The organism is Pseudomonas sp. Pseusp16 (genome assembly GCF_047324915.1).
GTDB lineage: Bacteria > Pseudomonadota > Gammaproteobacteria > Pseudomonadales > Pseudomonadaceae > Aquipseudomonas > Aquipseudomonas fluorescens_CD.
Window position 1 is genome coordinate 1,787,143 of record NZ_CP168522.1, and the last position, 26,641, is coordinate 1,813,783.

Genomic DNA, 26,641 nt, shown 5'->3' on the forward strand with positions numbered 1-26,641 from the left:
TCGCTCACCAGGCCTGGCCGCGACGTTTGAGCTCCAGGCGGCGGACGAACTCTTCCAGCACCAGTGAATACAGATCGTCCTGCAGGTAGGCGTCTTCGATGCCGGCGTCCATGTTCGGGTTGTCGTTGACCTCGATCACCACCACTTTGTCGCCGGACTGTTTGAGGTCGACGCCGTAGAGGCCATCGCCGATCAGGTTGGCGGTTTTGACTGCCAGTTCCACCAGCGCCCGAGGCGCTTCGTGAACCGCCAGGGTGCGGCATTCACCGTTGATGTCCTGACCCTTGGCCTTGTGGTTGTAGATTTGCCAGTGGCCCTTGGACATGAAGTATTGGCAGGCAAAGATCGGTTTGCGGTTGAGCACGCCAATGCGCCAGTCGTACTCGGTGTAGAAGAACTCCTGGGCCAGCAACAGCACCGAGTGTTCGAACAGTTCAGCGGTGGCTTCGAGCAAGGCTTGCTGGCTTTCGACCTTGATCACGCCCCGGGAGAAACAACCGTCGGGGATTTTCAACACCAGCGGAAAGCCCAGACGCTCACCAACCCGTTCGAAGTCTTCCGGTCGCTCCTTGTAGAGGATTTCGGTGGCGGGCATGCCCAATTGATGACTCTTGAGCAGGTCGGTCAGGTACACCTTGTTGGTACAGCGCAGAATCGACGTCGGGTCGTCCATTACCACCAGCCCTTCGCTCTCGGCTTTCTTGGCGAAGCGATAAGTATGGTTGTCGACGCTGGTGGTCTCGCGGATCAACAAACCGTCGTATTCTGCAATCCGTGCGTAGTCCTTGCGCTCGATCAGCTCGACGTCGATACCCAGCGTCCTGCCGACCCGGACGAAGTTGTCCAGCGCCTTGGCATTCGACGGTGGCAAGGCTTCCTGAGGATCGCGCAGGATGGCCAGGTCGTAGCGGGCCAGCCGTCGTGAGCGCGGCAGACGCCAGATCTTGCGACTGAAACTATCGAGAGAGTGGGCAAATTGATCTTCCTGATCCTCTCGTAACTTGTGCAACGCACCGGACTTGATGCCTTCGATATGCCAGCCGTTAGTTCGACGAAACTCAACTAACAAGATCGGACAGGCAAACACTTCAAATAATTGCCTGGCCAAATCCTGCAAAGGTTCGATATTGGTCTTGCCGAAATACAACGTCAGGGTAAAGCCTTCAGTGTCGCTGTAGGCATGATGACTGAGGGCTTTTTCCAGGGTTTTATCCAGGTCATCCAGCGCCAGTCCGTAAAGGGATTTGCGGGTCAGTTCGCTGATGGTTCGCACCGACGGAATGACCTTGTGCCCACGGGCTTCAGCCAGCAGCGAGCAGTAATAACCGTGCCCCAGGTACTTGTAGCTACGGCACAGGTTGATGACCTGCACGCGCTTGCCCTGCTCGTTGTCGCGGGTTTGTTCCAGATACTCCTGGGCCGTGACAATGTCCTCGCTGGGAAAATAGTTGGCCCAGTCTTCCTTGCGTTCGACGATGATAATCAACTGGCTGGAAGTTTTATTCGCATCATTTAAATAAGTTGCCGAAGTGATTGCTGTCGGCACAGTTTGCTCGGATACTTCGCGCCAATGACCTTGTACCGCTGACATAGTGATTGATCCGTTGGAGAACAAGACCTTTCCTATTAAGCACGAACTTATTCGAAAGTCCCGTTTCGTTACGCAACTTTTACGGCGGTCAGTATGAATACAGTTTTTCGTTTGGCGGTAATAGAAGACTTACCCGCACTGCTGCAACTTGAAGAGCAATGCTTTACCACCGATCGGCTCAACAGTCGTAGCTTTCAATGGATGATCAGCCGCGCCAACGGGCAACTGCTCGTGGCCCAGCACGGCGAGCATCTGCTGGGTTACGCCGTGGTACTTTTCCATCGAGGTACGTCGCTGGCGCGCCTGTATTCGATTGCCATCGCGGCTCAGGCGCGGGGCAATGGCTTGGGCAAGCAGTTGCTCGATCGCGCCGAAGCCATTGCCCTGGAACACGATTGCGCCTATTTGCGTTTGGAGGTGCGTATCGACAATCCGCCGGCAATTGCCCTGTATGAACGTAACGGTTACCGGCGCTTTGCCCTGATCCATGACTACTATCAGGACCACGCCGATGCGTTGCGCCTGGAAAAACGCATTCTCCAGCACCGCGAATCACGCAACATTCAAGTGCCCTACTACCCACAGACCACCGATTTCACCTGCGGTCCGGCCTGCCTGCTCATGGCCATGGGCGCGTTGCAGCGGGGGCGTTTGCTGGAGCGGCGTGAAGAACTGCAAATCTGGCGCGAGGCAACCACCGTGTTCATGACCTCCGGCCACGGTGGCTGCAGCCCGCAAGGCCTGGCATTGGCGGCCTGGCGCCGCGGGTTTCGGGTGCGCCTGCAACTGAGCATGGCCGGGCCGTTGTTCCTTGACGGGGTGCGCGATGTGCATAAAAAAGACGTAATGCGTCTGGTGCACGAAGAGTTCACCGCGCAGTTGCTTGCCAGTGACGTCGTGTGTGAGATCGGCGGGCCACTGAATCTTCCTCAACTGCTGGAGCATGGCGGGCAGCCGTTGGTGCTGATCAGTAGCTATCGCCTGACCCGCTCCAAATCGCCGCACTGGGTGATGGTGACCGATTGCGATGAAGAATTTGTCTATCTGCATGATCCCGATGTGGACCACAGCCAGCATCGCCAGGCCATGGACTGCCAGCACCTGCCGGTCAGCCATGGGGAGTTCGAGAAGATGTGCAGCTTTGGCCGGGACAAATTGAGGGCGGCTGTGATTTTGTATGGTCAGAGGTAGCAGCTACTTTGGTGGTAGCCCTGACACCGCCTTCGCGAGCAAGTCGGATCGCCGCTCCCACAGGGGAAATGCATTCCCGGTAGGAGCGGCCGCAGGTTGCGATCTTTTGACTCTCAATGCTTACGCAACCACTCGATAAACAACGCAAACAACTCCGACTGCGCCCCGACCTCCAACTTCAAATACAAGTTCTTGCGGTGCATACGCACGGTTTCCGGAGAGATGTTCATCTCACCCAGACCTGCCGCTTCTCGCAGCAGCTGTTGAGGCATCGCTCTCCCCCACAAAGATCTGCGTCGGTATCTTGAAGCCCCGCAGCTTGAGCAGCGCCAACGGCCCCGCGCCCAGTTCCGTGCGCAGGTTCCAGGTCAGGTCGATGCCGTCCGGCGCCTTGAGTTGCACGCGGTAGTGGCTGTCGCTGTCGGTCAACGGCGTGACCCGGGCTTGTTCCAGCAGGCGGATCAAGCCCCAGGTGCCCTGGAAATCGCCGTACAGGCGCTCGCCGGCGTGGACACTGGTCCAGGTCAGGCTGGTGCCCGGGTGGCTGCTGAAGCCTGGCCAGGCGAAGCGTTGCCAGCGCTCTTTCTGGTTGAAGTAGTGGTGTTTCTCACCGTTGAGCACGAAGGTCGTCTGCACCACGTCGCGCACGGCCTTGCCCTGCAGCTCGAAGCTCAGGCCCATGCCGCCGTCGGTGTAGAGCACGTCGGCCAGGTGGCTGAGCTGGTTGATCGCGCTGAGGAACTGCGGGTTGAAACGCAGGCCCTGGCTGTGCCGGGCATCGGCCACCCAACGGCTGCCTTCCTTGCGCAGCACGCCGCCCAGTTGTTGCTGCAGGAATTGTTCGATGCGCCCGGAATCGGCGCGGATCATCTGCCCCAGCATCGGCAACGAGGCGTCACTGGCGGTCGCCGCGAAGGGGTAGCGACCGGCGAAGGCGCCCTGCCAGTCGTTGACCACCGCCCGTTGCCACTGGCTGTTGAGGCCGGCGACCGAGGGTTGCAGGACCCGCTGCCAGGCCTGTTCCAGCGGCTGCACGAACAGCGCGTGACCGGCGCCGTCCCACTGCGCGCCCAGGTTGGCGGCGACCAGGCTGCCGTAGGCCTGGGTGTCGGTCAGGTCGACCTGCTGGCCCTGGAACACGCTCTGCGCCAGGGCCTGGGTCATAGCCTGCGGGTTGCTCGCCTGGATCATTTGCTGCAATTTCAAGCGTACCCGGGTCACGCGGTTGAGGAAGCCGTGCAGGCTCAAGCGCTCGCTGTCGGCCTTGCCGTCGGCGTCCTTGCCCAGCAGCGTGAGCCACGGGCCGAAGCTGGCGTCCAGCGGCTGGCTTGGCGCTGGCAGTTCTATCAGCGGCACCTGGTCCTGGCCGATCAGCTTCTGCGCCGACTTGACCAGCGAATCGCCGAGCGCCTGGCCGCGCGCGCCGGCCTGGCCCTGATACGCCAGGGTGTTCAGCAGCGCGAGCAGCGGCGACTGGCGCACGTCGCTCATCAGCGCCAGCTGGTCGATGACCTCGCCGAGGCTGTCGACCTCTTGCCAGCGCAGGCTGTTGAGGAAATCCAGCCAGGCGTTGGCGTAGTCCTGGAAGTAGCGCTCGGTCAGGCGTTCCTTGAGTTGCTCCGGGGTCAGCTCGGCGGCGAGGTCTGCCGGGCGGTCGCTGAGCACCCAGTCGATTTCCTCGCGACGGGCCTCGGCGATGGCGTTGATGGCCCCACGCACTTGCCCTTCCCAGGCCTGGCGGGTGAACACGCCGGGCACGGTTTTTTGGCTGGCAAACAGCGCCCGGGCATCGGTGTCGCCGACCATCTGTGGCAGGCTCAGCGCCGGGTAATGATTGGCCGTGTCGTCGAGGACTTTTTGATAGAGGCTGGCCTGGGCGTTGCGCTGGCCGAGTTGGCCAAGCAGCACCTGGCGGGCTTGCGCCACCAGTCGCGGGTCGGCCTCGATGCGCCAGTCGGGATGCGCCGCCAGCTGTTCGGCATAGAACTGCCACAGGATCGGCGACAGGTGTTGCCACAGGCCGGGCGAGATCTCGGCGCGTTGCGGTTGCGCCTCGCTCAGGGCTTGGGTCAGGAAGGTCGGGTCGACCTTTTCCGGCCGCGTCAGCATCAGGTAGGCCTTGAGCTGGGCGTAGGCCGCCGGGGCCCGGCGGGCGCGCTCGGGGCTGGCGGGCGGCAACTTGATCAGGGCGTCGAGCTGCTGTTGCAGAGTGGCCGCCACCGGGTCGCGCAGCAGCCGGTTATTGGCCTCGACATAACGCGGCCACAGCGCCTCGAACAGCGCGTCGTTTTTGTTCAGGCCAAACCGCTGGTACCAGGGCGTGCCGTGTTCGACGCGGTCATCCAGGCGCCCCAGCTCTAGGGTCAGCTGGTGCAGGGCCAGCAGTTGTTGGTCGGCGCTTTGCGCCTGTTGCATCGAGGTGATGGCGCTCTGTACCTGGGTGATGTGCACGCGGTTGCTGGCGAACGACAGCAGCAGGCCAACACCCCACACCGCGATCAGGGCCAGGGCCATTGCGTAGCCGATGCGCACGGCGCCCCAGCCCAGGCGGCGACGGTGCACGGTTTGGTCACCGAGCACGCCCTCCCAGGGCGGCGTGACATGCCACAGACGCCCGGCCTCTGCCGTGCCGCCCGGCACCGCCAGGCTGAACCACAGACCACGCAACGGCACGCCCCGGGCAAAAATCCGAAACAACGGTGCCAGCACCTGACGCCAACGGGCAATGCCCTCGACCTGCAGATCGCGGGCCAGGCGCACGAGGAAATCGTTGTCCACCGAGTCCTGCATCTGCAGCCAGCCGGCGTGGCGCAGGGGTTGCAGGAGGCTGTCCAGCGCGTCCTCCACATCCGGCGGCGTCACGGGGGTGGGCAGCAGGCAGCCGACCGGCTGGCGCTGGTCCTGTTGCCACTGGCTGTCGCAGACCTGCCACAGGTGCAGCGGCAACTGCCAGCGCAGCTTGAGCGCCAGGGCTTGCAGGTGGCGGGCGCCGATGTCCATCGCGGCGGCGTCGGCGCTTTGTGGTTTATTCAGGGCCCAGATGACACCGTCGAGGGGGCGCCAGCGGGTCAGCCATTGGCACAGGTGCAGTACCCTGTCGCTGGCCGCGGTTTGCGTACTGCCGCCCCAGAGCAGGAGGGTGTCGTGACTGGTCAGCCATTGGTGGTGGGCCAAGCCGGGAGCGATGGCGTCGATCTGCTCCGGTTCGCCGACCACCAGGAACACGCGAACCTTGAAGCGCCAGAGCAGGCCGTGTTGTTCGCGCAGGTCCGCATTGATCGTCGCGATGGTACGTGCCACCCGGGACTCGACGGACTCCTCAAGGGAGACTGGCGCCGCTTGGCGAGCATCATCCCCGTCGAACTGAAGATAATCGGCGCGCCCCAGTTGCCGCCCCAGCCAATGGTAGCCACCCCAAAACATCACCCCGAGGGTGAGGACCGAGGTCACCGCCAGCCAGATCCTTTGCCGGTCACTGCCGGCGGCCATCCCCAGCCATTCGGGATGGCGCCAGAGCACTCCCGCCAAGACCAGACCGGTGAGCAACAGCCCGCCGATCAGCACACCGATCCCTACAGAGCGTCGAAACTGCATTCGAAATTTCCTATGTCGAAAGTGGAGACACCGGCATCAACACCGTGCCCCAAAGCCCGGCCGTGGCAGCGCCACCACCACTGAAAATGAATTGCGGCCCAGCACCGCGCTCAATCGATTGCGCCGCGGCGGCGATGGCCAGCCAGGGGGAGGTTTTCCCCGGCTGCCCGAGCACCGCATCGAGGTTGCACAAACCCTGTGGTGGCTGGACCGGCATGGGCACGTCCATCAACGCGGTGGCGATGGAGGCCTGACGTTGCGCATCGATCCCCGCCCGCCAGACCCGTTCGACCGCCTGCGCTTGCAGCGGCACCCAGTCGAGGGCCTGGCGCGTGGCGTAGAGCAGATCGATATCGGTCGCCGCGCGCTCCTGCTCAGGACGGTGGAGGTAGGCGATCGGCGCCAGGGTGGTTTGCGTCAGGCGGTTGCCCAGCAACAAGCCCACGGCGACCTCTGCCGTGTCTTCGGGCTGCTCCGGCGCAAGATGTAACGCTACAACCATCAGCATGGCCTGATCGTTGATGCGTTGGTCGAGCCAGTGATCCACTGCGGCCAATCCACTGCCCTCGACGAGTACCGTTGTTTGGCGAATACCCGACTCAGCCCACGCCTGTTGCCACACTCGGCACAACAAATCTTCCGAAAAGCTGCTTTCGATCTCCAACAATAAAGCCAATAGCCTGTCGTCAGGCACCTGAGCCAGAGTTTGCGCCAGGTCGCTCAGTACCTGCGTCACCACCCGCAGCAGCAAGTCGTTCGACGATTCATCCGCACCACAATGCAAACGACTATGGCGTAATGGTGCTTCGCCCAGTCGGGTCGCTTGAGCCTTCAGAGATTGAGTTCCGCTGCGCAACTTATTCAACTGCGCATCTGGCTGATCTTCTGGATTTCGAAAAGCGGTGTACAGGCTCACACTCAACAGTTGCTGAGAGCGCCGACCCTGGCGAATTTTACGGATCAGGTCTTCCTCACGCGCCTCATCCCAACCATCGGCAACGCCCTGTTGGCCGAGATACAACGCCACTCGCAAGAAACCCAGCAGACACCAACCGAAGATTGGTATACCTACGGCCAAGCCCCAGAAATCAACAGGCCACTGGGGCAAGGGTTCATCACCAAATACTAATCCCCCGCCCACACCCAGCAACAAACACAGCAACAGCAACAGCAAGCCGAGCCAACGCAAAAAACCGGGTTGTGCAGGACGCAGTGCGAGAGGAGGTACTTTATCTAGTCTGACCGGCATGACTAACTCGCTTCCGCTTCAGGCAACGAGGAAATCAATGCGCAACCACAGGCGCATGAATGACCGTCAAGGGCGACTGGAATGCCGTTGTGTTTAAATGCCAGATGTCTCTCTGCGGCAATAGCAGTCAAAATCCAAAAAAAGCTAAAGCAATATATAATCAATCCCAACAATCGCATTTTAAAGCCCTCTCAAATTGAGTTTCCTCTTTTTTCTCGGTGAGCTATCAGTACTCCGAGATCCCTTTTCCTTCACAAGAGGATTGGGATAATGAGTGCTTCTGACGGTTTACTTCTGCACACTAAAGATTAGTCACCTATCGTTTAAACCTACAGATTATTGCAATTTTCAATGTCACTGCATTTAATCCACCCATCGGTAGTTATCTCTCCTTCAAATCTGACTTGAATCCAGGGGATGCCTGAATTTGAATCATCCACTTGAACCACTATCACTTTGTCCCCACGTGTCAAATATTTTCTGGACAAGACTCCGGGACTGCTAAAAACTTCAGCCCTCATCGAAGAAACCACTGCAAATATTGGATGACGCTCTTTAAAGTCCCCGTTATCACGTGCAAGATATTGAAAATAATTTCCGCCTAAGTCGAATTTTTTTCTTAAGACCTCGCCACACCCTATACAACTATCCGCAAAAATTATTTGTGTCGCACGCCCTTCAACTTTGTAAATGTCTTCTCTCCAGATCGCGCCGTCTCTGTACGAGCTAATCAAGTATTCGTGGTCAACTTTATGGTTGCACAATGGGCCACTATCGAAAACCAGGTTGTCCAGTGAGTAATCGGTCAGATTTACTACGTAGGCTTTTGAACATTGGTTTACTCCCCCATGATCATCTAGTGTTGCCACAACTTCATGCATGCCATCGCCATTAAGATCTTGCAGGTGCAAATCAGTGTAGATCCCCTCAACTTCATCATTGATTTTTTTTGAAATTGAAAGGTTGTATTTTACTCCTCGCTCTAGCAATGAAACAGAAAGAGGTGATCGACTTTCTATTTTCACTACTGGAGCTTTTTCAGCAGCCAAAGTGACATTGCACAGAGGGTCGACACCCATGAAAAAAACAATTAACCAGAAGATATTTCTTTGATGAAAACTCACTTTAGCCCCCACTCCTTCATTAGCGCATTAAATATATCGGTTCGTTCACCCAATCCGTTACTTCCGCCATTTACAGCAAGCGTGACAAGGCTGACATTGAACGGCTCCTTGTCAATCAGTATATTGATATCACCTTTAGCTTCATGCTTTTTATATACGGCGCCTTTTTTTCTCCAGAACCAACACGAAACATCAATGGCTAAGTGCATGTTTTCCGCAATTAGATTCGGACTTGAAACAAGGTCTATGCTTTTGAATTCCGAGTAGGCCTTGTAGTTGTTCTTCCATGTCAGCTGGATTAGCCCTTTACCTTTATATTTTTGGCCATCTCCGACTTCCGTATTTCCGTTGGCAATAGCACTAGTGTGCGCCCCAGGGTCGTATCCATCTCCCGTAGCAAATTCGATCGTTGTTTCAAAGTGTGCGGACTCGTGAAAACACTGGGCTACAAAGTGCGCTTGCTGATAGGGTGTAACTATGCCATGCCGCTCAAATGCATCGTTGAGCAGATCAATAAATTTATGCTTATCGAACCCATAGACATTCGGATAATTTTCTTGGAACTCTTTGGTGAACCTTCTGCTACCACCTTTCCCCGTAAACCACGCCCCAGTCTTGCCTGTTACTTTTTCTATTAAACTGACGGTAATCTTATAGTTATTACTCAAAAAACCACCGACTAAACGCACCGGATGAAAGTGAAACACCATCCCCTCTTTAGACAACCCCACCTTCCCCGCCACCTCACCCCACCAGCTCAACTGCTTCATTCGCTGTTTCTCCGCCACCCAATTCAAAATCGGTGCCGAATTGGTATGCCCCAACACCTCGTCCAGGGCATCCCACTTGCTCTGTTGGTAGTTCCATTCGCTTTCGCTAAAGATCACCAACTGCGCCAGTGCCTGTGCCTTCGCGGGCATGCGCAATGCCGCTTGCAATTCGTCGGCGGTCATTTTGCCGTTGCGGTCTCGGTCGATGATTTCGTACAAGCGCGTCTGCATCCGCCCCTTGTCCCACTTTTCCGCCCGGTCGCGCAGGCGGTCCTGCGACTCCTCACCGAGCATGCCCGTGACACTCAGCAGATAGGACAGGCTCAACTGCGGCAGTGCGTAGTTGTAGAGAACGTCGTGCCCTTCCCAGGACCAGGGACTGATCCAGGGCGTGACACCCACTTCCTCACGCACCCAGCCGTCGTCCAGCAGGTTTCCGGCTGCGTCATGGAGCAGGCCCTCCAGGCGGTACCAGTTGTAGGTTTTGCCGCTGGCACCGGTGGGCACCTGGATTTTCCGCTCGGGCGGCAAGCCGTCGAGCAGGCTTTTAGGTACCAGCAGGTCGGCATCACTGCGGGGGTTGTCGCTGCTCCAGATGGGCAAAAGGCTGGCGCTGATGCGATCTTGATGCGCTGCCACGGTCGTGCCCTTGGCGAGCTTCAGCCAGGTCTTGTGTTTGTCCGGCAGGTGCTGGGCCCAGGCACGGCTGGCGGCGAAGAAGGCTTGCACGTCATCATCGCTGAAGACCTCCAGATGCAGCTTTTGCTTTGGCGCGGTTTCGTCGCATTCCTGATACCGACCGAGATGCCCGATCAGTTCGCCGGCGTTGATGGGCACTGGTTGATCGAGTACCACCACGTCATCGAAAACCTGCGGTTTGCGCTCACTCTGCAACGATTTGAATTGCACGTACTGGGCAATGCTTTCCAGCTTGCGGAAGTCACCTTCGCCGCTGATGGTGACTTCAGTGCCCTTCGGCAACTCTCCAATCTTTGCGCTATGCCTGTCGGGTTCAGCACGGACCACAAGTGGATCGTTGATCACATTGACGCGATAACTGCCTGCGTGATTCGGCGCAAGGTGGCTGAATGAAACATAACCCCGTAACGCATCATCCTCATTGCGCAGGGTCGCTGGGCCACGGCTGTTTTCCAGCTTGCGGAAGTTACCGGTGCCACTGATTGTCACCTCAGTGCCAACAGGCAGGAAATCGATTACTTGGCCCTGATGGTCTTTATGCCAGACATTCGCCCCCCGTTGTTCCGGGTGGCCGGGCATTCTGTCGGGCGCGTCTGGTTTGACGCGAAGAACCGGGGCAGGAGGCCAGAAGCCGGGACGTGCTAGCGCTGGGTCCGCCTGATAACGCGCCCAATCTTCCAGGTGCATGTACAGGCTGAAGAAGGTCAGGCCAGGCGGTTCATCACCGCTGCCATCCATCTTCGGCGCTTGCAGGTGATGCCGGACCAGCACGAACCCCGAAGCAAACGGCGCTTCGAGGGTGCCCCCCGCTTCCGGATAAAAGGTGCTAAGCGGTGTGTGCTCGGGAACGCGGTAGGCCATGACCTCGCCGTCAGCCAGGCAGTGCACCTGAAACAGAGCATCGGAGCCTGTGGTACCGGAATCGAAATGCACACCGCCATGCCACATGCCATTGCGACCCAACGGGTAGTAACCGGCTTGGGCGTTGGCCAGTTGGGTCAATTGCTGCAACGGGTTGCCACGGTCGCCGAAGGGGTGACTCCAGTTCTTTAGCGGCGGCATTGAGGGTGCCGGTCGCGGAGGTGGCGAGAGTATGCGCATGCCGAGTGACGGTGTGGCGGGACTCGACTTCGTCTCCGGTGCAGGGGGTGGCAGCGCGGCGCGCCGGGCTCGCTCGCGTCGATAGCTGATCTCGTCCTTGATGACCTCAAAAATGTAGCCGAGCATGGTGATCCGTTCCTTGTGATGAAGCCGCCGTTGTACGAGGCGATGGCGTTCCGGATTAGCCGGAGATTTTGGTCAGACCCAGGCGCTTGGTCGCGTATTCGCTCAACGGCGGCATCACGGGTGTCTCCAGCACTTGCTTGGCCGGTCCGCTGTACTCGTAATGCGCGGCCTTGACCTTGTAATCCCCCGCCGTGCCCGACTCGATACCGCACTGTTCCAGGCTGAAGTAGCTGCCCCCGCCATTGAGGAGGATTTTCTTCTTGGCCGTGATGCGGATTTCATCCTCGGTGCTGGTGATGTCCAGCCCATGGCGGGCGAACAATTCCAATTTGTCGTTCTGCGCCTGAATCTGCACCGGCCCCTGATTGGCGATCAGCTTGAGCCCCAGCTTGCGCACGAACAGGCTCAGGCCCTGGCCGACGCCGATGAACAGGCGCTTGACCACGCTGAGGTCGGCTTCGCCGCCGGCGTTGAGCATCAGGTTGTTTTGTGCGGCCAGTTGCAGGTGCTGGCCGCTGGTCAGGGCGATGCCTTGCGGGGCGCTGAGCAGCAGCACTGAAGACTTCAACTCTTCCAGATCTTCGCGCAGCAGTTGCAGTTGCGCGCTTACGTCCGCCGGCTCGGCGCCGGCGGCCTGGGCGTCGACCGAGAGTTTTTGCAGTTGTTCGCCGGCTTGTTGCAGGCGGTCCACGGCGGCGCTCATGTCCAGCACTTGGCCTTGCGTCTTGGGTTGGCCGTCGGCACTGATGAACAGCCCCTTGCCCGCGCGTAGCGCCCCCCAATCATCCGTGCGCAGCTCAAAGCCTTCCCCGCGCTTCTGCTTCTCGGCATTCACCAGATGCCCCAGGTTGAGCTGGCTCTTGCCGCCGTATTCGGTGCTGAGTTTGACGTGCTCCTGCCCCCGCTCGTCTTCCATGCGCAGCTTGTTGTTGGCCGGGGTGCGCAGCACGTTGCGGGTGTAGTCGCGCTTGGCCAGGGTGACGTGGTCCGGGTGTTCGCTGTCGTGCAGGGCGTGGGCGATGTACGGGCGGTCGGGGTCGCCCTGTTCGAAGGCGATGGCGACTTCGGTGCCGCAGATGAGGGGCAGGTGCAGGCCGTGGGTGTCGCCGGCGTAGGGCCGGGCCAGACGCAGCCACAGGCTTTCCTGGCCGAGTTTCCAGCTGTCGCGGTCGAACAGGAAGTTGACCTTGTAGCGGCCTTCCTTGTCGATCTCGGCGTATTTGTCGTGGGCTTGGCCGCTGGTGACCCGGGCCGGGACGGTGCCGGCGATTTGCGGTTTGGCCACGAGTGGCGGGCGAAAGCACAGGTATTCCGAGTAAGGCATGGCTTCGAAATCGCATTCGAAGCTGGCATCGCGGGCGGCGCGGGTCCGCACGCCGATGATCGTGCAACGCGGGCTGAAGGCCTGGGGCGCGCCGTCGCTGATGGTCAGCACCTGGCCCGGCGCCAGAGTGGCGCTGCTGCTGGTGCCGCTCATGAGGGTCTGCCGGTTGAGGTAGCGCTCGTGGGCCAGACGGGCATAAAAGTAGCCGTTGTCAGCGGGCAGCTCGTGATAGAACTGGTAGCGGTCGCCGAGCTCGCGGTAGGGTTCGGCGTAGTGGTAGGCCTCGCCGTAGGTGGTCGTGGCGCCGCGGGTCTGGTCGACATCGGCGTCGAGGTAGGCTCGGGCGTCGCGATGCTGGTAGGCGCGGACGCTGACGTGTTTTTCCACCACCTGGTGGCGGGTCTTGAGCGCCCACACGCCGTCTTCGCTGCTGCTCAGGCCGGCCGGCGGGCGCAACGGCAGCTCGACGTCGAACTGGTAGCCGCGCTGGCCGTCGCAGAAATTCACCACGTCGATCTTCAAGCGTTCATGGCTGGTGAAGCGGTACCAGATGCCGACCTCGGCCAGCAGCCGGCTGATGAACGCCAGATCGCTTTCGCCATACTGCATGACCTGTTCGCGCCGGGGGTATTCGCGGGTCAGGTCGAAGACGAAGTCCTGATACGCAAACTGGTGGCGGCTGCGCAGGACGTGCTCGACGATCTCCGGCACCGACTGGTGCTGGTAGATGCGGTATTGGCGGCCGCGCTCGAGCAGGGCCAGGCGTGGTTGCAGGGTGACTTCATAACGCGCTTCGTCGCGGGAGCCGGAGAGGCGTTGCAAGGCGGTGATCACGCCGTGCAGGGTGCGCAGCGGTGTGATTACAGGGATGGGCAGGCCTTTGATCACCGGTGGCTGTTTGGTGGCGTACAGGCTGAAACGGGCTTGCTTGCCAAGCAGTTGTTCCGGGGCGAGGTCCTGCTCGGTGCTGGTGAATTCGATGTGGTAGCTGAAGGGTTGGCTCAGGTGCTCCTGGCCGTCAAAGGCGAGGACGTCGAGGTGGGTCTCGAGCTCGTCGACCCAGAGTTTGTGGCGGCTGTGGTCGAAGAAGACGGGCGGAACGGTGTTCAAGTATGGGCCTCCCTGGGCGTTCGGGGAGGCTTCATTTCCATCCCCGTTCAAGCGCTCGACAGCTTTCTGGAAGCGGACAGGCGTTGAAATAGGAGGCTTCCGAAATGCGTGTAGGACGCGTCCGTGATGTTGGACTATCGGATCTTCAGGACCTGTAGGAATCTATGTGTGAGCGGGCTTGCTCGCGAAGGCGGCGGGTGAGTTTCATTTCAATCCGACTTTATACAAGGCACCATCCTCTTCATCGGTCAGCACATACAAATACCCATCCGGCCCTTGTCGCACATCACGAATGCGCTTTTTCAGCTCCCCGAGCAGACGCTCCTCGTGCACCACCTTGTCGCCATTGAACTCCAGGCGAATCAGTTCCTGGCTGGCCAACGCGCCGATAAACACGTTGCCCTGCCAGGCCTTGAAGCGGTCGGCATCGTAAAACGCCATGCCACTCAGGCCCGGGGACTTTTCCCAGACATGGTTCGGGGAAACTGTGCCTTCGACGGTATCGCCCCTGGCTTCGGGAATCGGTAGACCGGAGTAGTTGATGCCATGGGTCGCCAGCGGCCAGCCGTAATTCTTGCCACGCTCGATGATGTTGATTTCATCGCCGCCCCGAGGGCCGTGTTCGTTTTCCCACAGTGTGCCGTTCCACGGATTGAGCGCCGCGCCTTGCGGGTTACGCTGCCCGTAGGACCAGATTTCCGGGCGTACGTTGGCCTGGCCGACAAAGGGGTTGTCCTTGGGCACCGTGCCGTCCGGGTAGATTCGCACCACTTTGCCTTGCAGTTTGTCGAGGTCCTGGGCGGTCGGGCGGTCATTGTTTTCCCCCAGGGTCACGAACAGATAGCCGTCGCGATCGAACACCAGCCGCGAGCCAAAATGGTTGCCGACCGAGAGTTTGGGTTCCTGACGCAGGATCACCTGGAAATCCTTGAGCGCCGTCATATCTTCGGAGAGCCGGCCGCGGCCCACCGCAGTACCGGCCTTGTTACCTTCGCCACCCCCTTCGGCATAGGACAGGTAGACCATCCGGTCCTGCTTGAAGTCCGGTGACAACGCCACGTCCAGCAAGCCGCCCTGCCCCTTGGCCCAGACCGTTGGTACGCCATTGAGCGGTGCCGACAGCTTGCCGTCGGCAGTGACCAGCCGCAGGTTGCCGGGGCGTTCGGTTACCAGCATGCTTTTACCATCCGGCAAGAACGCCAGCGCCCAAGGGTGCTCCAGCCCCGTCACGATCGGGGTGGCCTCAAGGGTGCCTTCTTCGCTTTTCATCGTCTGGATGGGCGCGGCAAGCACAGTGCACGTGACGGTGATCAATGCGCCGGCACAGAGGGGTGCCAATAAGTTTTTGCGCAACATGCACGATTCCTTTTCTGATCAACATGAGGTCTGCTGAAAACAGCGGGCAGACGACCTGCCTGCCACTCAAGGGATGTTGTTACCGATGTCTCGTGGGGGTGGATTGGCAATGAACTTCGGCGGGTTGGCGGGAACGCTCCGCTCGGGATAGCGATTACCGATGCCGCCGTTGTCCAGCGTCGGCGAGCGCTGGACCGGAACGGTGTTCGGTCCGCGTATAGCCGGGGCACTGGGTTGAGTGCCTTGCATGCTGTTGGGATTGGCCCGCTGAACCGGACTGTTGTAAGGGTTGTTGTTGGTGCGGCCTGGCAGGTTCTGGGCCAATTGCAACGAAGCAGAGGCATCGGCCTGTGCCTGGGGGCCCAGAATGGCACTCAAGGCTAGCGCAATGGCGCCAAACACGTATCGGTTCATGGGGTGCCTCTCTACGTCGCGTGGATAAGGACTTCGATACCACGCTACGCCCGGGGTTCGGATTTGTTAACAAAAACCTCCCCGGGAAGATGTAACAGAACACCTCTCAGATCAGAATGAAGACTGCCAGCAATCCGGCAAAGATCGTCCATTTTTCGAGGTAGTAAAGCGTGCGGTTACGCTTTTTCAGTTGCTTGCCGCGCAGGCGAACCTTGTAGATCCTGCCGAACAGTCGGTTGAGCCCTCCGGTCCTGTCGCCCGCCTCGTTCGGCGCGCCAGCCGCCGACATGACATTGCGACTGAACCAGCGATTGAATGCCGCTGCCCACCGATACTTCATCGGCCTCTCGACGTCGCAGAACAAAATGATGCGATTGTGCGGCGTGGTGTTTTCCGCGTAATGAATGTAGGTCTCATCGAACATCACCACTTCGCCATCGCGCCAGTGGTAGTTCTGGCCATCGACATTGATGTAGCAACCGTCGGCGTTGGGTGTATCCAGGCCCAGGTGATAACGGTACGAACCGGCATACGGATCGCGGTGGCGCACCAGTCTGGAGCCCGGCGGCAATTCGGCGAACATCGCCGCCTTGATCGAGTCAATACCCTGCAACAGCTCGGTGGTGCGCGGGCAGAGCTTCATGGCCGAGGGGTGGCTGTCGCCATACCACTTGAGATAGAAGCGCTTCCAACCGGTCTTGAAAAACGAGTTGAAACCGACGTCGTCGTATTGGTTCGAACGCTTGATCTCGCCGGCGTGAAGCAAATTCTGGCCTTCGGCACGAATTTCTTCCCAGTGTGCCTGCAACGGACGCAGGTCGGGGAAGTCGGCCGGGTCGAGATACGGCTTGTTGGGGATTTTCGAGAACAGATAAAGAAAGCAGTTTATCGGCGCCAGAAACGTCGAGTGATCACTCAACTGGCGACCCAGCTTATGGCGCACTTGACCACGCAGATGGACATACGCAATGGAGACAACGTAGATAACGGCAATGATCAGTTTCACGGAAATCGTCACACATCAGAAGTAAACAAACTGCACCCTTTACCGGCATCCCGGTCTCCCGGTCTTGTGCAGCGGCTGAATACGAAACAGAGGCCCTGTGATGCCATCGAACCATACCGATGGTCGGCATCCGGCCGATAGATGGCATTTTAGCCACAGTTTGTAACCAATAGTTAACCTGCAACGGCGAAAATGTCGCCGCAAAAATCCGCCAAAGCGTTGCACAGGCCTCAACGCCCTATCGTTTAAAGAGCCAGACCAGTACAATCGCCGCCAAACTTTACGCGTCCCCAGGTTGAGAGCGGGAAACCTCCCCCTTTCAGCGCACGTTGACTCGGGCCAGGCGCGCCACATGCTGCTGTCCACTTAATGCCAGATGGATCTTCCACTGCCGATCGGGATGAATGTCCCGGGGTCCGGACAGTGGAAACGGGTACTGAACCGGTACTGCCGCAACCCTAGCTACTCTGAATGCTTCGCAGGAAAAACCTTTGATTTCTACAGCTAACATCACGATGCAGTTCGGCGCCAAGCCGCTCTTCGAAAACGTTTCGGTCAAGTTCAACGGTGGCAACCGTTACGGCCTGATCGGCGCCAACGGTTGCGGCAAGTCGACCTTCATGAAGATTCTCGGCGGTGACCTCGAGCCGTCCGGCGGCCAGGTCATGCTGGAGCCGAACGTGCGCCTGGGTAAATTGCGCCAGGACCAGTTCGCCTACGAAGAATTCACCGTGATCGACACCGTGATCATGGGTCACGAAGAGCTGTGGAAGGTCAAGGCCGAGCGCGACCGTATCTATTCGCTGCCGGAAATGAGTGAAGAAGACGGCATGGCCGTGGCCGAGCTGGAAACCGAATTCGCCGAAATGGACGGCTACACCGCCGAATCCCGCGCCGGTGAGCTGCTGCTGGGCCTGGGTATTCCACTGGAACAGCATTTCGGTCCGATGTCCGAAGTGGCTCCGGGCTGGAAACTGCGGGTGTTGCTGGCTCAGGCACTGTTCTCCGATCCGGAAGTGCTGTTGCTCGACGAACCAACCAACCACCTGGACATCAACACCATTCGCTGGCTGGAATCGATTCTCACGGTGCGTAACAGCACCATGATCATCATTTCCCACGACCGTCACTTCCTCAACAGCGTCTGCACCCACATGGCCGACCTGGACTACGGTGAGCTGCGCCTGTTCCCGGGCAACTACGACGAGTACATGACCGCGGCGACCCAGTCCCGCGAGCAATTGCTTTCGGACAACGCCAAGAAGAAAGCCCAGATTGCCGAACTGCAAACGTTCGTCAGCCGCTTCTCGGCCAACGCCTCGAAAGCCAAGCAGGCCACCTCCCGCGCCAAGCAGATCGACAAGATCCAGCTGGCCGAAGTCAAGCCATCGAGCCGCGTGAGCCCGTTCATCCGCTTCGAACAGACCAAGAAACTGCACCGCCAGGCCGTGACCATCGAGCAGATGTCCAAGGGCTTCGACGGCAAGACCCTGTTCAAGAACTTCAGCTTCACCGTCGAGGCCGGCGAGCGCGTAGCGATCATCGGCCCGAACGGTATCGGCAAGACCACCCTGCTGCGCACCCTGATGGGCGAGCTGACCCCGGACGCCGGCTCCGTGAAGTGGACCGAAAGCGCGGAGCTGGGCTACTACGCTCAGGACCACGCCCATGACTTCGAAGACGACGTCAGCCTGTTCGACTGGATGGGCCAGTGGACTCAGGGCGAGCAGATCATTCGCGGCACACTGGGTCGCATGCTGTTCTCCAACGACGAGATCCTCAAGTCGGTCAAGGTCATCTCCGGTGGTGAGCAAGGCCGCATGCTGTTCGGCAAGCTGATCCTGCAAAAGCCGAACGTACTGGTAATGGACGAACCGACCAACCACCTGGACATGGAATCGATCGAGGCGCTGAACCTGGCGCTGGAAAACTATCCGGGCACGCTGATCTTCGTCAGCCACGACCGTGAGTTCGTATCGTCCCTGGCCACCCGCATCATCGAGTTGAGCCCTAATGGCGTGACCGACTTCAGCGGCACCTACGACGACTACCTGCGCAGCCAGGGTGTGGTGTTCTAAAAACACCTCGCTGCACTTGCACTTGTAGGAGCGAGCTTGCTCGCGAAAAAAGTCTGGATAACGCGTGCATTCAGGTTGCACGCGTTATCGTTGTCGTCCATCGCGAGCAAGCTCGCTCCTACAGTCAGGTTAACTGCAAAAATTAGTTAGCCTGCTTTCTTTTATCGCAACGCCGCGCCATCATGCAGCTCTCCCACCGCCGCCCGCGAACGAGCCCTCATGTCTGTGCAGCAAGCTGCTCCGCAAAGCTCCATGGCGATCACCCTGCAGATCGTCTCCATCGTTTTCTATACCTTCATTGCCTTCCTCTGCATCGGTTTGCCGATTGCGGTATTGCCGGGTTATGTCCACGAACAACTCGGATTCAGCGCCATCGTGGCCGGGTTGACCATCGGCTCACAATACCTCGCTACCCTGCTCAGCCGGCCCATGGCCGGGCGGATGTCCGACAGCGTCGGCACCAAGCGCGCAATCATCTATGGCTTGTCCGGCATCGTGCTCAGTGGCGTGTTGACCTTGCTGTCGACTCTGTTGCAAGGCTTTCCCTTGCTCAGTCTGCTGATCTTGATCGCCGGGCGCCTGTTGCTGGGGATCGCCCAAGGGTTGATCGGTGTCGGCACCATCAGTTGGTGCATGGGCCAGGTGGGCGCTGAGCATACCGCGCGGTCGATCTCCTGGAACGGCATTGCGTCCTATGGTGCGATTGCCATCGGTGCACCGCTGGGCGTGGTAATGGTGCAACAACTCGGTTTCACCAGCCTCGGCATCGCCCTGTCGCTGCTGGCCCTGGCCGCACTGCTGCTGATTCGCAACAAGCCCTCGGTGCCCGTGGTGCGCGGTGAGCGTCTGCCGTTCTGGGCGGTGTTCGGGCGCATTGCGCCGTTTGGCGCGAGCCTGAGCCTGGCGTCCATTGGCTACGGCACCCTGACGACCTTTATCACCTTGTATTACGTCAATCGCGGCTGGACCGGCGCAGCTTACTGCCTGACCGTGTTCGGGGTGTGTTTCATTCTGTCGCGGCTGCTGTTCATTTCCGCCATCAGCCGTTTCGGCGGGTTCACGTCCGCCATTGCCTGCATGTGCATCGAGACGGTTGGCCTGGTGCTGCTGTGGCTGGCTCCTTCGACCGGGTATGCGCTCATTGGCGCCGGCCTGACCGGATTCGGCCTGTCCCTGGTGTACCCGGCACTGGGTGTCGAGGCCATCAAGCAGGTACCTGACTCCAGTCGGGGCGCGGGCTTGAGTGCTTATGCGGTGTTTTTCGACCTGGCGCTGGCCATCGCCGGCCCGTTGATGGGCGCAGTGGCGCTGAACCTGGGTTATGCGTGGATTTTCTTCAGTGCGGCGTTGTTGTCGGTGACGGGTTTGGGACTGACTTTATTGCTGGCACGTAAATCGGCGAGCGCATCGCACTAGAAACAGCCCAAAAAGAAACAACAACTAATGCATTTCAATTTAAAACAAACATGAAACACCCCGAACATATCAATTCAAAGTGCTATCGTTGTTTTAATTATTGATGGAGGCAGAATCACATGCGCTGAACTCACCTAGATTATAAATACAGGAAATTGATATGCGTCTATTACCGCTGACCCTGCTCGTTCCGCCCTTGCTGATTTCACTTTACTCCAATGCAAATGCACAAGACTCCGCTCAGCAGATCTGCCATAACGGTGTCTGCTATGATCTCGGCGAGATCGGCGATGAGTGCTGCCCGTTCAGTGTTGAGCAACTGAGGAGTAGTGCCCAACGCCCGGAAAGTCAGAAACCATATCCATAGTGAGTGCCTGCTATGTGCGGGCACTTTCCAGTGTTTTAAAAAATCAGTGACATCATTTATCAAACCGGTCCGCGAACCATCTTTCCGAACTCAACATGGGAAAATGTTTTTTCAAAAAGTCATTGAACCCTGCGATCGCCGATCACAAGTTTACTGATCGGCGGTCTGCATCCCGGCCCGGGTCGCCCTGCCCAGAGTCCGTGAGAAGAAGCTTCCGGCTTCAGAGATCAGATTGCGGTGAATGTCTTGCCGATCGACGCCATCGGCATCGGTGCACAGCGCCGGCATGATCACGATCTGCTCGTCATTGCACGGAGCCATGAAGACGAAGTGCCCTGCTCCAGCCAGTAGCTTGAAGTCAGGCGCCGTCGGCAGTTTGCGCGCCAGTGCTGCGGCGTTCTTGTCGACAGCCACCAGCTTGTCGCCATCGCCGCTGTAAAGCAGCACCGGCACATGCACATCGGCCAGGGTGTGGCGGCCGAATTTCAGGCTCAGCGGCGCCATCAGCATCAAGGCGTGGACGCGAGGATCAGCCACCGGTTGCAGGTCGTCGCGGTCGACAATCAATTCACCCCGGGTGTTACAGGCGTCGCGATCATCGGGACGTTCCTGGCAGTAACGGCGCAGGCGATCGAGGTCCGGGGTCGCGCCGGACAGGATCAATGCGGTCTCGCCACCGGCCGAATAGCCAATGACGCCCACCTGATCGGCATTGACGAACGGCGACAGCATACGGTCGCCCAGGGTAGCGGTTATGGCTTCGGAAATCTGGATCGGCCGGCCATACAGGTTACTCAAAGTACCGAGGCGGCTGTGGTCCCTGGAGTTGTCACCGGGATGGATCACCGCCACCACGACAAAGCCTTTACGCGCCAGTGATGTGGCGAGATCGTGCAGAGCCAGCGGGGTGCCGGTATTACCGTGGGACAGCATCAGCATCGGGAACCGGCCAATGGCGACTTTGCTGTCTTCCCCGGCTTCGACGGTGTAACCCTCTAGCTTGCTGGTGTGCTCCCAGTCACTGGAAGGATAGAAGGCGATGGCGCGCATCGGCTGCAGGTCCAACGGATCGAGAAAAGTCATCTCATGGAAGCCGACGCTCCAGTGAGGATGCGGTGCAGGTGCTGCGTGCACTGTATTCAGGCTGCTGAGCAGGCAAATCAGTAAAGTTGCACAAAGTCGCATCATGGGATGCCCCACCTTGTTACCGGACTTGAGACGTGAACCCTTGACTGCATAAGTCGAGCCACAATCTGAAACGACCAGAAACAAAAAACTCCGTAACTGGTACTTGCGTAACCAGAATACAGAGTTTTTTTGGGTGTTACCTGAACGGTTGCGTTCTTTACGCAAGCCTTACGCAGCGGCGAACAGCTGCTCGCTGATTTGCGTGTGAGCAGCGCTCATGGCTTTGTTGCGAACGTCGTCACCGTAGGCCAGGCCTTCGGCGCGGACGATTTCGATGTCAGTGATACCGATGAAACCGAACAGCAACTTCAAATATTCTTCGTGGGCAACACCGGTCGCCTGACCGGCGTGAATGCCGCCGGAAGTCGAGACGATCACGACTTTCTTGCCACCGCACAGGCCTTCAGGGCCGGCTTCGGTGTAACGGAAGGTCTGACCGGCAACGGCGATGCGGTCGATCCAGGCCTTCAGTTGAGTCGGGATGGTGAAGTTGTACATCGGCGCGGCAATCACCACGGCATCGGCGGCGAGGAATTCGGCCAGGGTCGAGGCGCTCAGTTCGGCTTCGTGCTGTTGTGCGGCATTACGCAGTTCAGCGGTGGTGCCGGCGGCGACCAGAGTGTTGGCCGAGAAGTGGCTGATCGCGTCGGCGGCCAGGTCGCGGTAAGTCACCACGGCGGTTGGCTCGGCGGTTTGCCAGGCTTTAACGACTTCGCCGCTCAACTGACGGGAAGCCGAGTTGTCGCCAAGAATGCTCGAATCGATATGCAGCAGTTTCATGTGGGATCTCCAAGTGAGGATCGCCCACAAGGGCGATCTGATGGGACTAATCCTACATACGAAACCAATAGCTGATTAGACGGCAATAATGCGATAGTTCGTCTCACAGATAGAACAATCAGGCTCACATCATGCAAGACCTCAACGACCTGTATTACTTCGCCAAAGTCGTGGAAGCCGGGGGATTCGCGGCAGCCGGACGATTGCTGGGCATCCCCAAGTCACGACTGTCACGGCGCATCGCCGAACTGGAAGAACGCCTTGGCGCGCGCTTGCTGCAACGCACCACTCGACAGCTGAAGCTGACCGCCGTGGGTGAACGCTACCTCAGGCACTGCCAGGCAATGCTGCTGGAGGCGGAAATGGCCGACGAGGCCGTGGCCAGCATGTCCAGCGAGCCCCGCGGGCGTTTACGGGTGTCCTGCCCGGTCGGGCTGGCCCACGAAATATTGCCGGGGGTGATCAGCGACTTTCTGGAACGGTTTCCACAAGTCCAGCTGGAGGTCATGCTGCTCAACCGGCGGGTTGACCTGGTGAACGAAGGCATTGACGTTGCCCTGCGTGTGCGGGAACCGGGCGACGAAGACCCGCTGCTGGTCACCCGCCGGCTGCGTCAGGCGCAGATGCTGATGGTCGCCAGTCCCGGTTTTCTCGTCGGACGTGAGATCAACCATCCCGAGGATCTGAAAAGCCTGCCGGTGCTCGGCGCACTGGAAGCCGACCGCATGGTGCACATCCGCATGCTGGATCAAAAAGGCAAAAGTTGTGAACTCGCGCTCGAGGCCCGGCTGGGCATTGATGACTTTATCGTGCGCAAGGCCAGTACCCTCTCCGGCCAGGGCTTTACCATGCTGCCCATGATGTATTGCGAGCAGGAACTGGAAAACGGCTCACTGGTGCAGTTGTTGCCCGACTGGTCGTTGCCCGGTGGCTGGCTGCAAGCGGTCTATCCTCATCGACGCGGGGTGATGCCGGCGGTACGCGCCTGGATTGATCATCTGGTTGAATCTTTCAATGCCTGTGGGGAACGATTGTTATGAAGGCTGGACGGATGAGCGAAGAGGATGTCGCGCAATTTTGCCTCGCCCTGCCTGGAACGCGGGAAGACTACAAATGGGGTGGTGTACGGGTGTTTTCGATTGCCGGGAACAAGATGTTCGCCTTGCAGGGCCTGCGGGGTGACTCCCTGGCCTTCAAGGTCGACAAGGATGTGTTTCTTGGTCATTGCGACCGCCCGGGGATTCACCCGGCGCCTTATCTGGCGCGTGCCCAGTGGATCATCATGGAAACGCCCTACCCGCTCGGTAACGAAGAACTACAGGAATTGCTGCAGCGTTCCCACCAATTGGTGGTGAGCAGACTGCCAAAGCGCACTCAAGTCGGACTCCTGCTGTAGGGCCTTCGTTATTGGAGCAAGGCGAACACGTGTGCGCCAAGGAACAGGTGATCGATCCAGAACACCTGGTGCAGTAGCACGATGATCCAGAACACCAACTGGAACGAGACTTTGCGCGTTTTGTGCCGAAACACCTGCTGGGCCAGCAATGCGCCGGGCCAGCCTGCGGCAAACTCCAGCGCATGCAGGACATTTTCCGGCGTGCGCCATTGATCGGCGCGGGCCTTGCGCTTGTCGCTCCAGTACAGGAAAAACGTCACGACGCTGACGATGCCGTAGGCCGCCAGGGGAATCAGCGACTCTCCATGCAGCCATGACGACAGCGATCCCGACAGCGGCAACGCACACAGGATCGCAAACACCAGCCATTTCAACCGTGAATGACGGATCTGTCCCCCGGACTGGCGTCCGGGGTTATTGCGCGAGCGTGAGTCACTCACGGCTTGGCCGCGCTCCAGTCAACCCAACCGAATTGCCAGGTCGCCAGAATAAACAGGCCAAACACGATGCGATACCAGGCAAACGCCGCGTAGCTGTGGTTGGCGATGAACTTGAGCAACCCGCGAACCGCAATCATCGCGAAGACGAAGGCCGTGACGAAGCCGACTGCGAATACCGGGAAATCCGCCGGGACAAACAGGTGACGGTACTTATAGCCCGAATACACCGCTGCGCCGACCATGGTTGGCATCGCCAGGAAGAACGAAAACTCGGTAGCGGTCTTGCGCGACAGACCAAACAGTAACCCGCCGATGATCGTCGAGCCCGAACGCGAAGTGCCCGGGATCATCGCCAGGCATTGGGCGAAGCCGACTTTCAGGGCATCTTTCCAGGTGATGTCATCCACCGATTCGGCATGTACTTCATGTTGACGGCGCTCGGCCCACAACATGATGACCCCGCCCACGACCAGCGCCGTTGCCACGGTGATGGGATTGAACAGGTATTTGTGGATAAGGTCGGCGAAGATGACGCCCAACACTACCGCCGGCAAGAACGCGATCAACAGGTTCGCGGTAAACCGCCGCGCACTCGGCTGGGTCGGCAGGCCGATAACCACGTCAAGGATCTTGCGTCGAAACTCCCACACCACCGCCAGGATGGCACCCAGCTGAATAATGATGTTGAACGCCATCGCCCGTTCGCCCCCGAAGCCGAGCAAGTCGGCGACGATGATCTGGTGGCCGGTACTGGAAATGGGCAGGAATTCGGTCAGCCCTTCTACAACCCCAAGAATCAATGCCTGAAAGGCGGTCCAAAGATCCATCAATCCCCCAAAAGGCTATGCGCGCCGGCATGCCCCGTTAGTATTTTTCAAAAGCTTTCATTGCGATCAGCGTACTGAAGCCCCACGCATCAAGGATCACCACAGCACTGTAAAAATCCTGTGAAAAAACACCCTGAATCAGGTTTACCCGTGCGGGGCCGGAATCCTAGCAGACAAGTCCGGGCGGCGCTCGTACAGGCTCATGCGACATGGCGTGGCTGGATGCTGGCAATGGTTTATGACAGGAACAAGAATCCGCGGCGATCGGAGCCGATGAAACCGGCAGGCCACGGCATATTTCAGGACCGTTTCACGTTCCAGTGGCGTATGCCCTTCGCCACGAGATTGCGCACGCCAATCCGGTTACAATCGGCCCCCTCTTCGATTTCCCCAAGGAACCTCCATGTCCGGGCTTGAACTGTTTGCCGCCGCCCTCGGTGTGATTGCCGTCTGGCTGACGGTCAAACAGAACCCCTGGTGCTGGCCCATCGGCCTGGTCATGGTGCTGTTATATAGCTGGGTCTTTTTCGAGGTGAAGCTGTATTCGGACATGCTGCTGCAAGTCGTCTATGCCGCCTTGCAGCTTTACGGCTGGTGGCAGTGGACACGGGTTGGTGAAACGACACATGGCCGCGAAGTCAGTCGGCTCGATGGCCGGTCCGTGGCGGTGAGCCTCGCCATTGGCGCACTCGGCAGCCTGTTGCTGGGAGCGGCCATGGTCCATTGGACCGACGCAGCGCAACCCTGGCTCGATGCGGCGCTGACCGGATTCAGCCTGGTGGCGCAGGTCTGGATGGCGCAAAAACGTGTCCAGTGCTGGCCGCTGTGGATCGCCCTGGATGTGATTTTCGTCGGGTTGTTCATCTATAAAGGCCTGTACCTGACCGCCACGCTGTACGGGTTGTTCACCGTTATCGCCGTGCAGGGCTGGCGCGAATGGCGCGCCGATCCGGCTTTGCGCGCATGAAGGTCCTGGTACTCACAGGCCCCGAATCCAGCGGTAAAAGCTGGCTGGCGGCCGAGTTGCAACAGCGTTTCGGCGGGATTCTGGTTGACGAGTATGTGCGCTGGTTCATCGAGCAGAATCCACGGGACACCACGCTGGCGGACATTACGCCCATCGCCCGCGGTCAGCTGGCATGGGAAGACCAAGCGCGGGCGCAACAACCGTCCTTGCTCATCCTCGACACGCACCTGCTGAGCAATATCCTCTGGAGCCAAACCCTGTTTGGCGATTGCCCCGCCTGGATTGAACAAGCGCTTCTGGCCCGGCATTACGACTTGCACCTGCTGCTGTCGCCGGAACACGTCAAATGGACTGACGACGGTCAGCGTTGTCAGCCCCGATTGAGTGAGCGCCAGGCTTTTTTCGACCAGACCCTCGCCTGGCTTGAGCACCACGCACAACCGGTTCAAGTACTGCACGGAGATTGGGCAGAACGCCGACGCCGTGCACTGGACGCCGTGACCCGATTGCTCGACGCCTGACCGGCA

Annotated in this window: 21 protein-coding genes and 1 pseudogene; 7 read left to right on the forward strand and 15 right to left on the reverse strand. The window is 59.1% G+C overall.

Annotation, left to right across the window (positions count from 1 at the left end):
- Window positions 1-4 precede the first annotated feature (4 nt).
- Window positions 5-1,591: a RimK family protein gene (locus ACEN8Q_RS07835; RefSeq protein WP_413704907.1), complete on the reverse strand. Its 1,587-nt coding sequence runs from the start codon at window positions 1,589-1,591 to the stop codon at window positions 5-7.
- Window positions 1,592-1,684: 93 nt separating this feature from the next.
- Between ACEN8Q_RS07835 and ACEN8Q_RS07840 the strand changes: the two genes are divergently transcribed.
- On the forward strand, window positions 1,685-2,782 hold the full coding sequence (locus ACEN8Q_RS07840; protein WP_413704908.1) for a GNAT family N-acetyltransferase/peptidase C39 family protein: 1,098 nt from the start codon (window positions 1,685-1,687) through the stop codon (window positions 2,780-2,782).
- A gap of 113 nt (window positions 2,783-2,895) precedes the next feature.
- Here ACEN8Q_RS07840 and ACEN8Q_RS07845 read toward each other — a convergent pair.
- The 10 genes and pseudogenes from ACEN8Q_RS07845 to lpxO all read right to left on the reverse strand — a co-directional run.
- A pseudogene (locus ACEN8Q_RS07845) lies at window positions 2,896-3,012 on the reverse strand (helix-turn-helix transcriptional regulator); the annotation flags it as partial.
- A gap of 1 nt (window position 3,013) precedes the next feature.
- Window positions 3,014-6,376 (reverse strand): ImcF-related family protein, encoded by a 3,363-nt coding sequence (locus ACEN8Q_RS07850; protein ID WP_413704909.1) that lies wholly within the window; start codon window positions 6,374-6,376, stop codon window positions 3,014-3,016.
- A gap of 10 nt (window positions 6,377-6,386) precedes the next feature.
- A complete protein-coding gene (locus ACEN8Q_RS07855; RefSeq protein WP_413704910.1) occupies window positions 6,387-7,625 on the reverse strand; it encodes a hypothetical protein in 1,239 nt (412 codons plus the stop codon).
- Window positions 7,626-7,627: 2 nt separating this feature from the next.
- Window positions 7,628-7,804 carry a PAAR domain-containing protein gene (locus ACEN8Q_RS07860; RefSeq protein ID WP_413704911.1) on the reverse strand — a complete coding sequence of 59 codons (177 nt, stop codon included), beginning with the start codon at window positions 7,802-7,804 and terminating at the stop codon, window positions 7,628-7,630.
- 150 nt (window positions 7,805-7,954) lie between these two features.
- A complete protein-coding gene (locus ACEN8Q_RS07865) occupies window positions 7,955-8,749 on the reverse strand; it encodes a hypothetical protein (RefSeq protein WP_413704912.1) in 795 nt (264 codons plus the stop codon).
- Window positions 8,746-11,445 (reverse strand): glycoside hydrolase family 19 protein, encoded by a 2,700-nt coding sequence (locus ACEN8Q_RS07870; RefSeq protein ID WP_413704913.1) that lies wholly within the window; start codon window positions 11,443-11,445, stop codon window positions 8,746-8,748. The genes ACEN8Q_RS07865 and ACEN8Q_RS07870 overlap by 4 nt, the downstream gene beginning before the upstream one ends.
- Before the next feature lie 55 nt (window positions 11,446-11,500).
- Window positions 11,501-13,879: a type VI secretion system Vgr family protein gene (locus tag ACEN8Q_RS07875; RefSeq protein ID WP_413704914.1), complete on the reverse strand. Its 2,379-nt coding sequence runs from the start codon at window positions 13,877-13,879 to the stop codon at window positions 11,501-11,503.
- A gap of 204 nt (window positions 13,880-14,083) precedes the next feature.
- Window positions 14,084-15,235: a PQQ-dependent sugar dehydrogenase gene (locus tag ACEN8Q_RS07880; RefSeq protein WP_413704915.1), complete on the reverse strand. Its 1,152-nt coding sequence runs from the start codon at window positions 15,233-15,235 to the stop codon at window positions 14,084-14,086.
- A 66-nt stretch (window positions 15,236-15,301) separates the two neighbouring features.
- Window positions 15,302-15,649: a hypothetical protein gene (locus ACEN8Q_RS07885; protein ID WP_413704916.1), complete on the reverse strand. Its 348-nt coding sequence runs from the start codon at window positions 15,647-15,649 to the stop codon at window positions 15,302-15,304.
- A 106-nt stretch (window positions 15,650-15,755) separates the two neighbouring features.
- A complete protein-coding gene (lpxO, locus tag ACEN8Q_RS07890; RefSeq protein WP_413427484.1) occupies window positions 15,756-16,655 on the reverse strand; it encodes a lipid A hydroxylase LpxO in 900 nt (299 codons plus the stop codon).
- A gap of 491 nt (window positions 16,656-17,146) precedes the next feature.
- Here lpxO and ACEN8Q_RS07895 point away from each other — a divergent pair, with 491 nt between their 5' ends.
- Entirely contained in the window at window positions 17,147-18,733 is a 1,587-nt protein-coding gene (locus ACEN8Q_RS07895; RefSeq protein ID WP_033044478.1) for an ABC-F family ATPase, read from the forward strand.
- Window positions 18,734-18,952: 219 nt separating this feature from the next.
- Window positions 18,953-20,149 carry an MFS transporter gene (locus tag ACEN8Q_RS07900; protein ID WP_413427483.1) on the forward strand — a complete coding sequence of 399 codons (1,197 nt, stop codon included), beginning with the start codon at window positions 18,953-18,955 and terminating at the stop codon, window positions 20,147-20,149.
- A gap of 517 nt (window positions 20,150-20,666) precedes the next feature.
- Here ACEN8Q_RS07900 and ACEN8Q_RS07905 read toward each other — a convergent pair.
- The gene (locus ACEN8Q_RS07905; RefSeq protein ID WP_413427482.1) at window positions 20,667-21,704 is read right to left on the reverse strand and encodes an alpha/beta hydrolase family protein; all 1,038 of its coding nucleotides are present in this window, start codon (window positions 21,702-21,704) and stop codon (window positions 20,667-20,669) included.
- A 168-nt stretch (window positions 21,705-21,872) separates the two neighbouring features.
- Window positions 21,873-22,484 (reverse strand): FMN-dependent NADH-azoreductase, encoded by a 612-nt coding sequence (locus ACEN8Q_RS07910; RefSeq protein ID WP_413427481.1) that lies wholly within the window; start codon window positions 22,482-22,484, stop codon window positions 21,873-21,875.
- A 131-nt stretch (window positions 22,485-22,615) separates the two neighbouring features.
- Here ACEN8Q_RS07910 and ACEN8Q_RS07915 point away from each other — a divergent pair, with 131 nt between their 5' ends.
- Both ACEN8Q_RS07915 and ACEN8Q_RS07920 read left to right on the forward strand, forming a co-directional pair.
- Window positions 22,616-23,524, forward strand: coding sequence for a LysR substrate-binding domain-containing protein (locus tag ACEN8Q_RS07915; RefSeq protein WP_085717517.1), 909 nt, complete (start codon window positions 22,616-22,618; stop codon window positions 23,522-23,524).
- The gene (locus ACEN8Q_RS07920; protein WP_413427480.1) at window positions 23,521-23,880 is read left to right on the forward strand and encodes an MmcQ/YjbR family DNA-binding protein; all 360 of its coding nucleotides are present in this window, start codon (window positions 23,521-23,523) and stop codon (window positions 23,878-23,880) included. Before ACEN8Q_RS07915 ends, ACEN8Q_RS07920 begins: the two co-directional genes overlap by 4 nt.
- A gap of 8 nt (window positions 23,881-23,888) precedes the next feature.
- On the opposite strand, the gene ACEN8Q_RS07925 is transcribed toward ACEN8Q_RS07920, so the two are convergent.
- Together ACEN8Q_RS07925 and ACEN8Q_RS07930 are read right to left on the reverse strand one after the other, a co-directional pair.
- The gene (locus ACEN8Q_RS07925) at window positions 23,889-24,320 is read right to left on the reverse strand and encodes a DUF1294 domain-containing protein (RefSeq protein ID WP_413427479.1); all 432 of its coding nucleotides are present in this window, start codon (window positions 24,318-24,320) and stop codon (window positions 23,889-23,891) included.
- Entirely contained in the window at window positions 24,317-25,147 is an 831-nt protein-coding gene (locus tag ACEN8Q_RS07930) for an undecaprenyl-diphosphate phosphatase (RefSeq protein WP_413427478.1), read from the reverse strand. Before ACEN8Q_RS07930 ends, ACEN8Q_RS07925 begins: the two co-directional genes overlap by 4 nt.
- A 403-nt stretch (window positions 25,148-25,550) precedes the next feature.
- Here ACEN8Q_RS07930 and pnuC point away from each other — a divergent pair, with 403 nt between their 5' ends.
- Both pnuC and ACEN8Q_RS07940 read left to right on the forward strand, forming a co-directional pair.
- The gene (gene pnuC / locus ACEN8Q_RS07935) at window positions 25,551-26,114 is read left to right on the forward strand and encodes a nicotinamide riboside transporter PnuC (protein WP_413427477.1); all 564 of its coding nucleotides are present in this window, start codon (window positions 25,551-25,553) and stop codon (window positions 26,112-26,114) included.
- Complete coding sequence (locus tag ACEN8Q_RS07940) at window positions 26,111-26,635, forward strand: AAA family ATPase (RefSeq protein WP_413427489.1); 525 nt, start codon at window positions 26,111-26,113, stop codon at window positions 26,633-26,635. The genes pnuC and ACEN8Q_RS07940 overlap by 4 nt, the downstream gene beginning before the upstream one ends.
- Window positions 26,636-26,641: the final 6 nt, after the last annotated feature.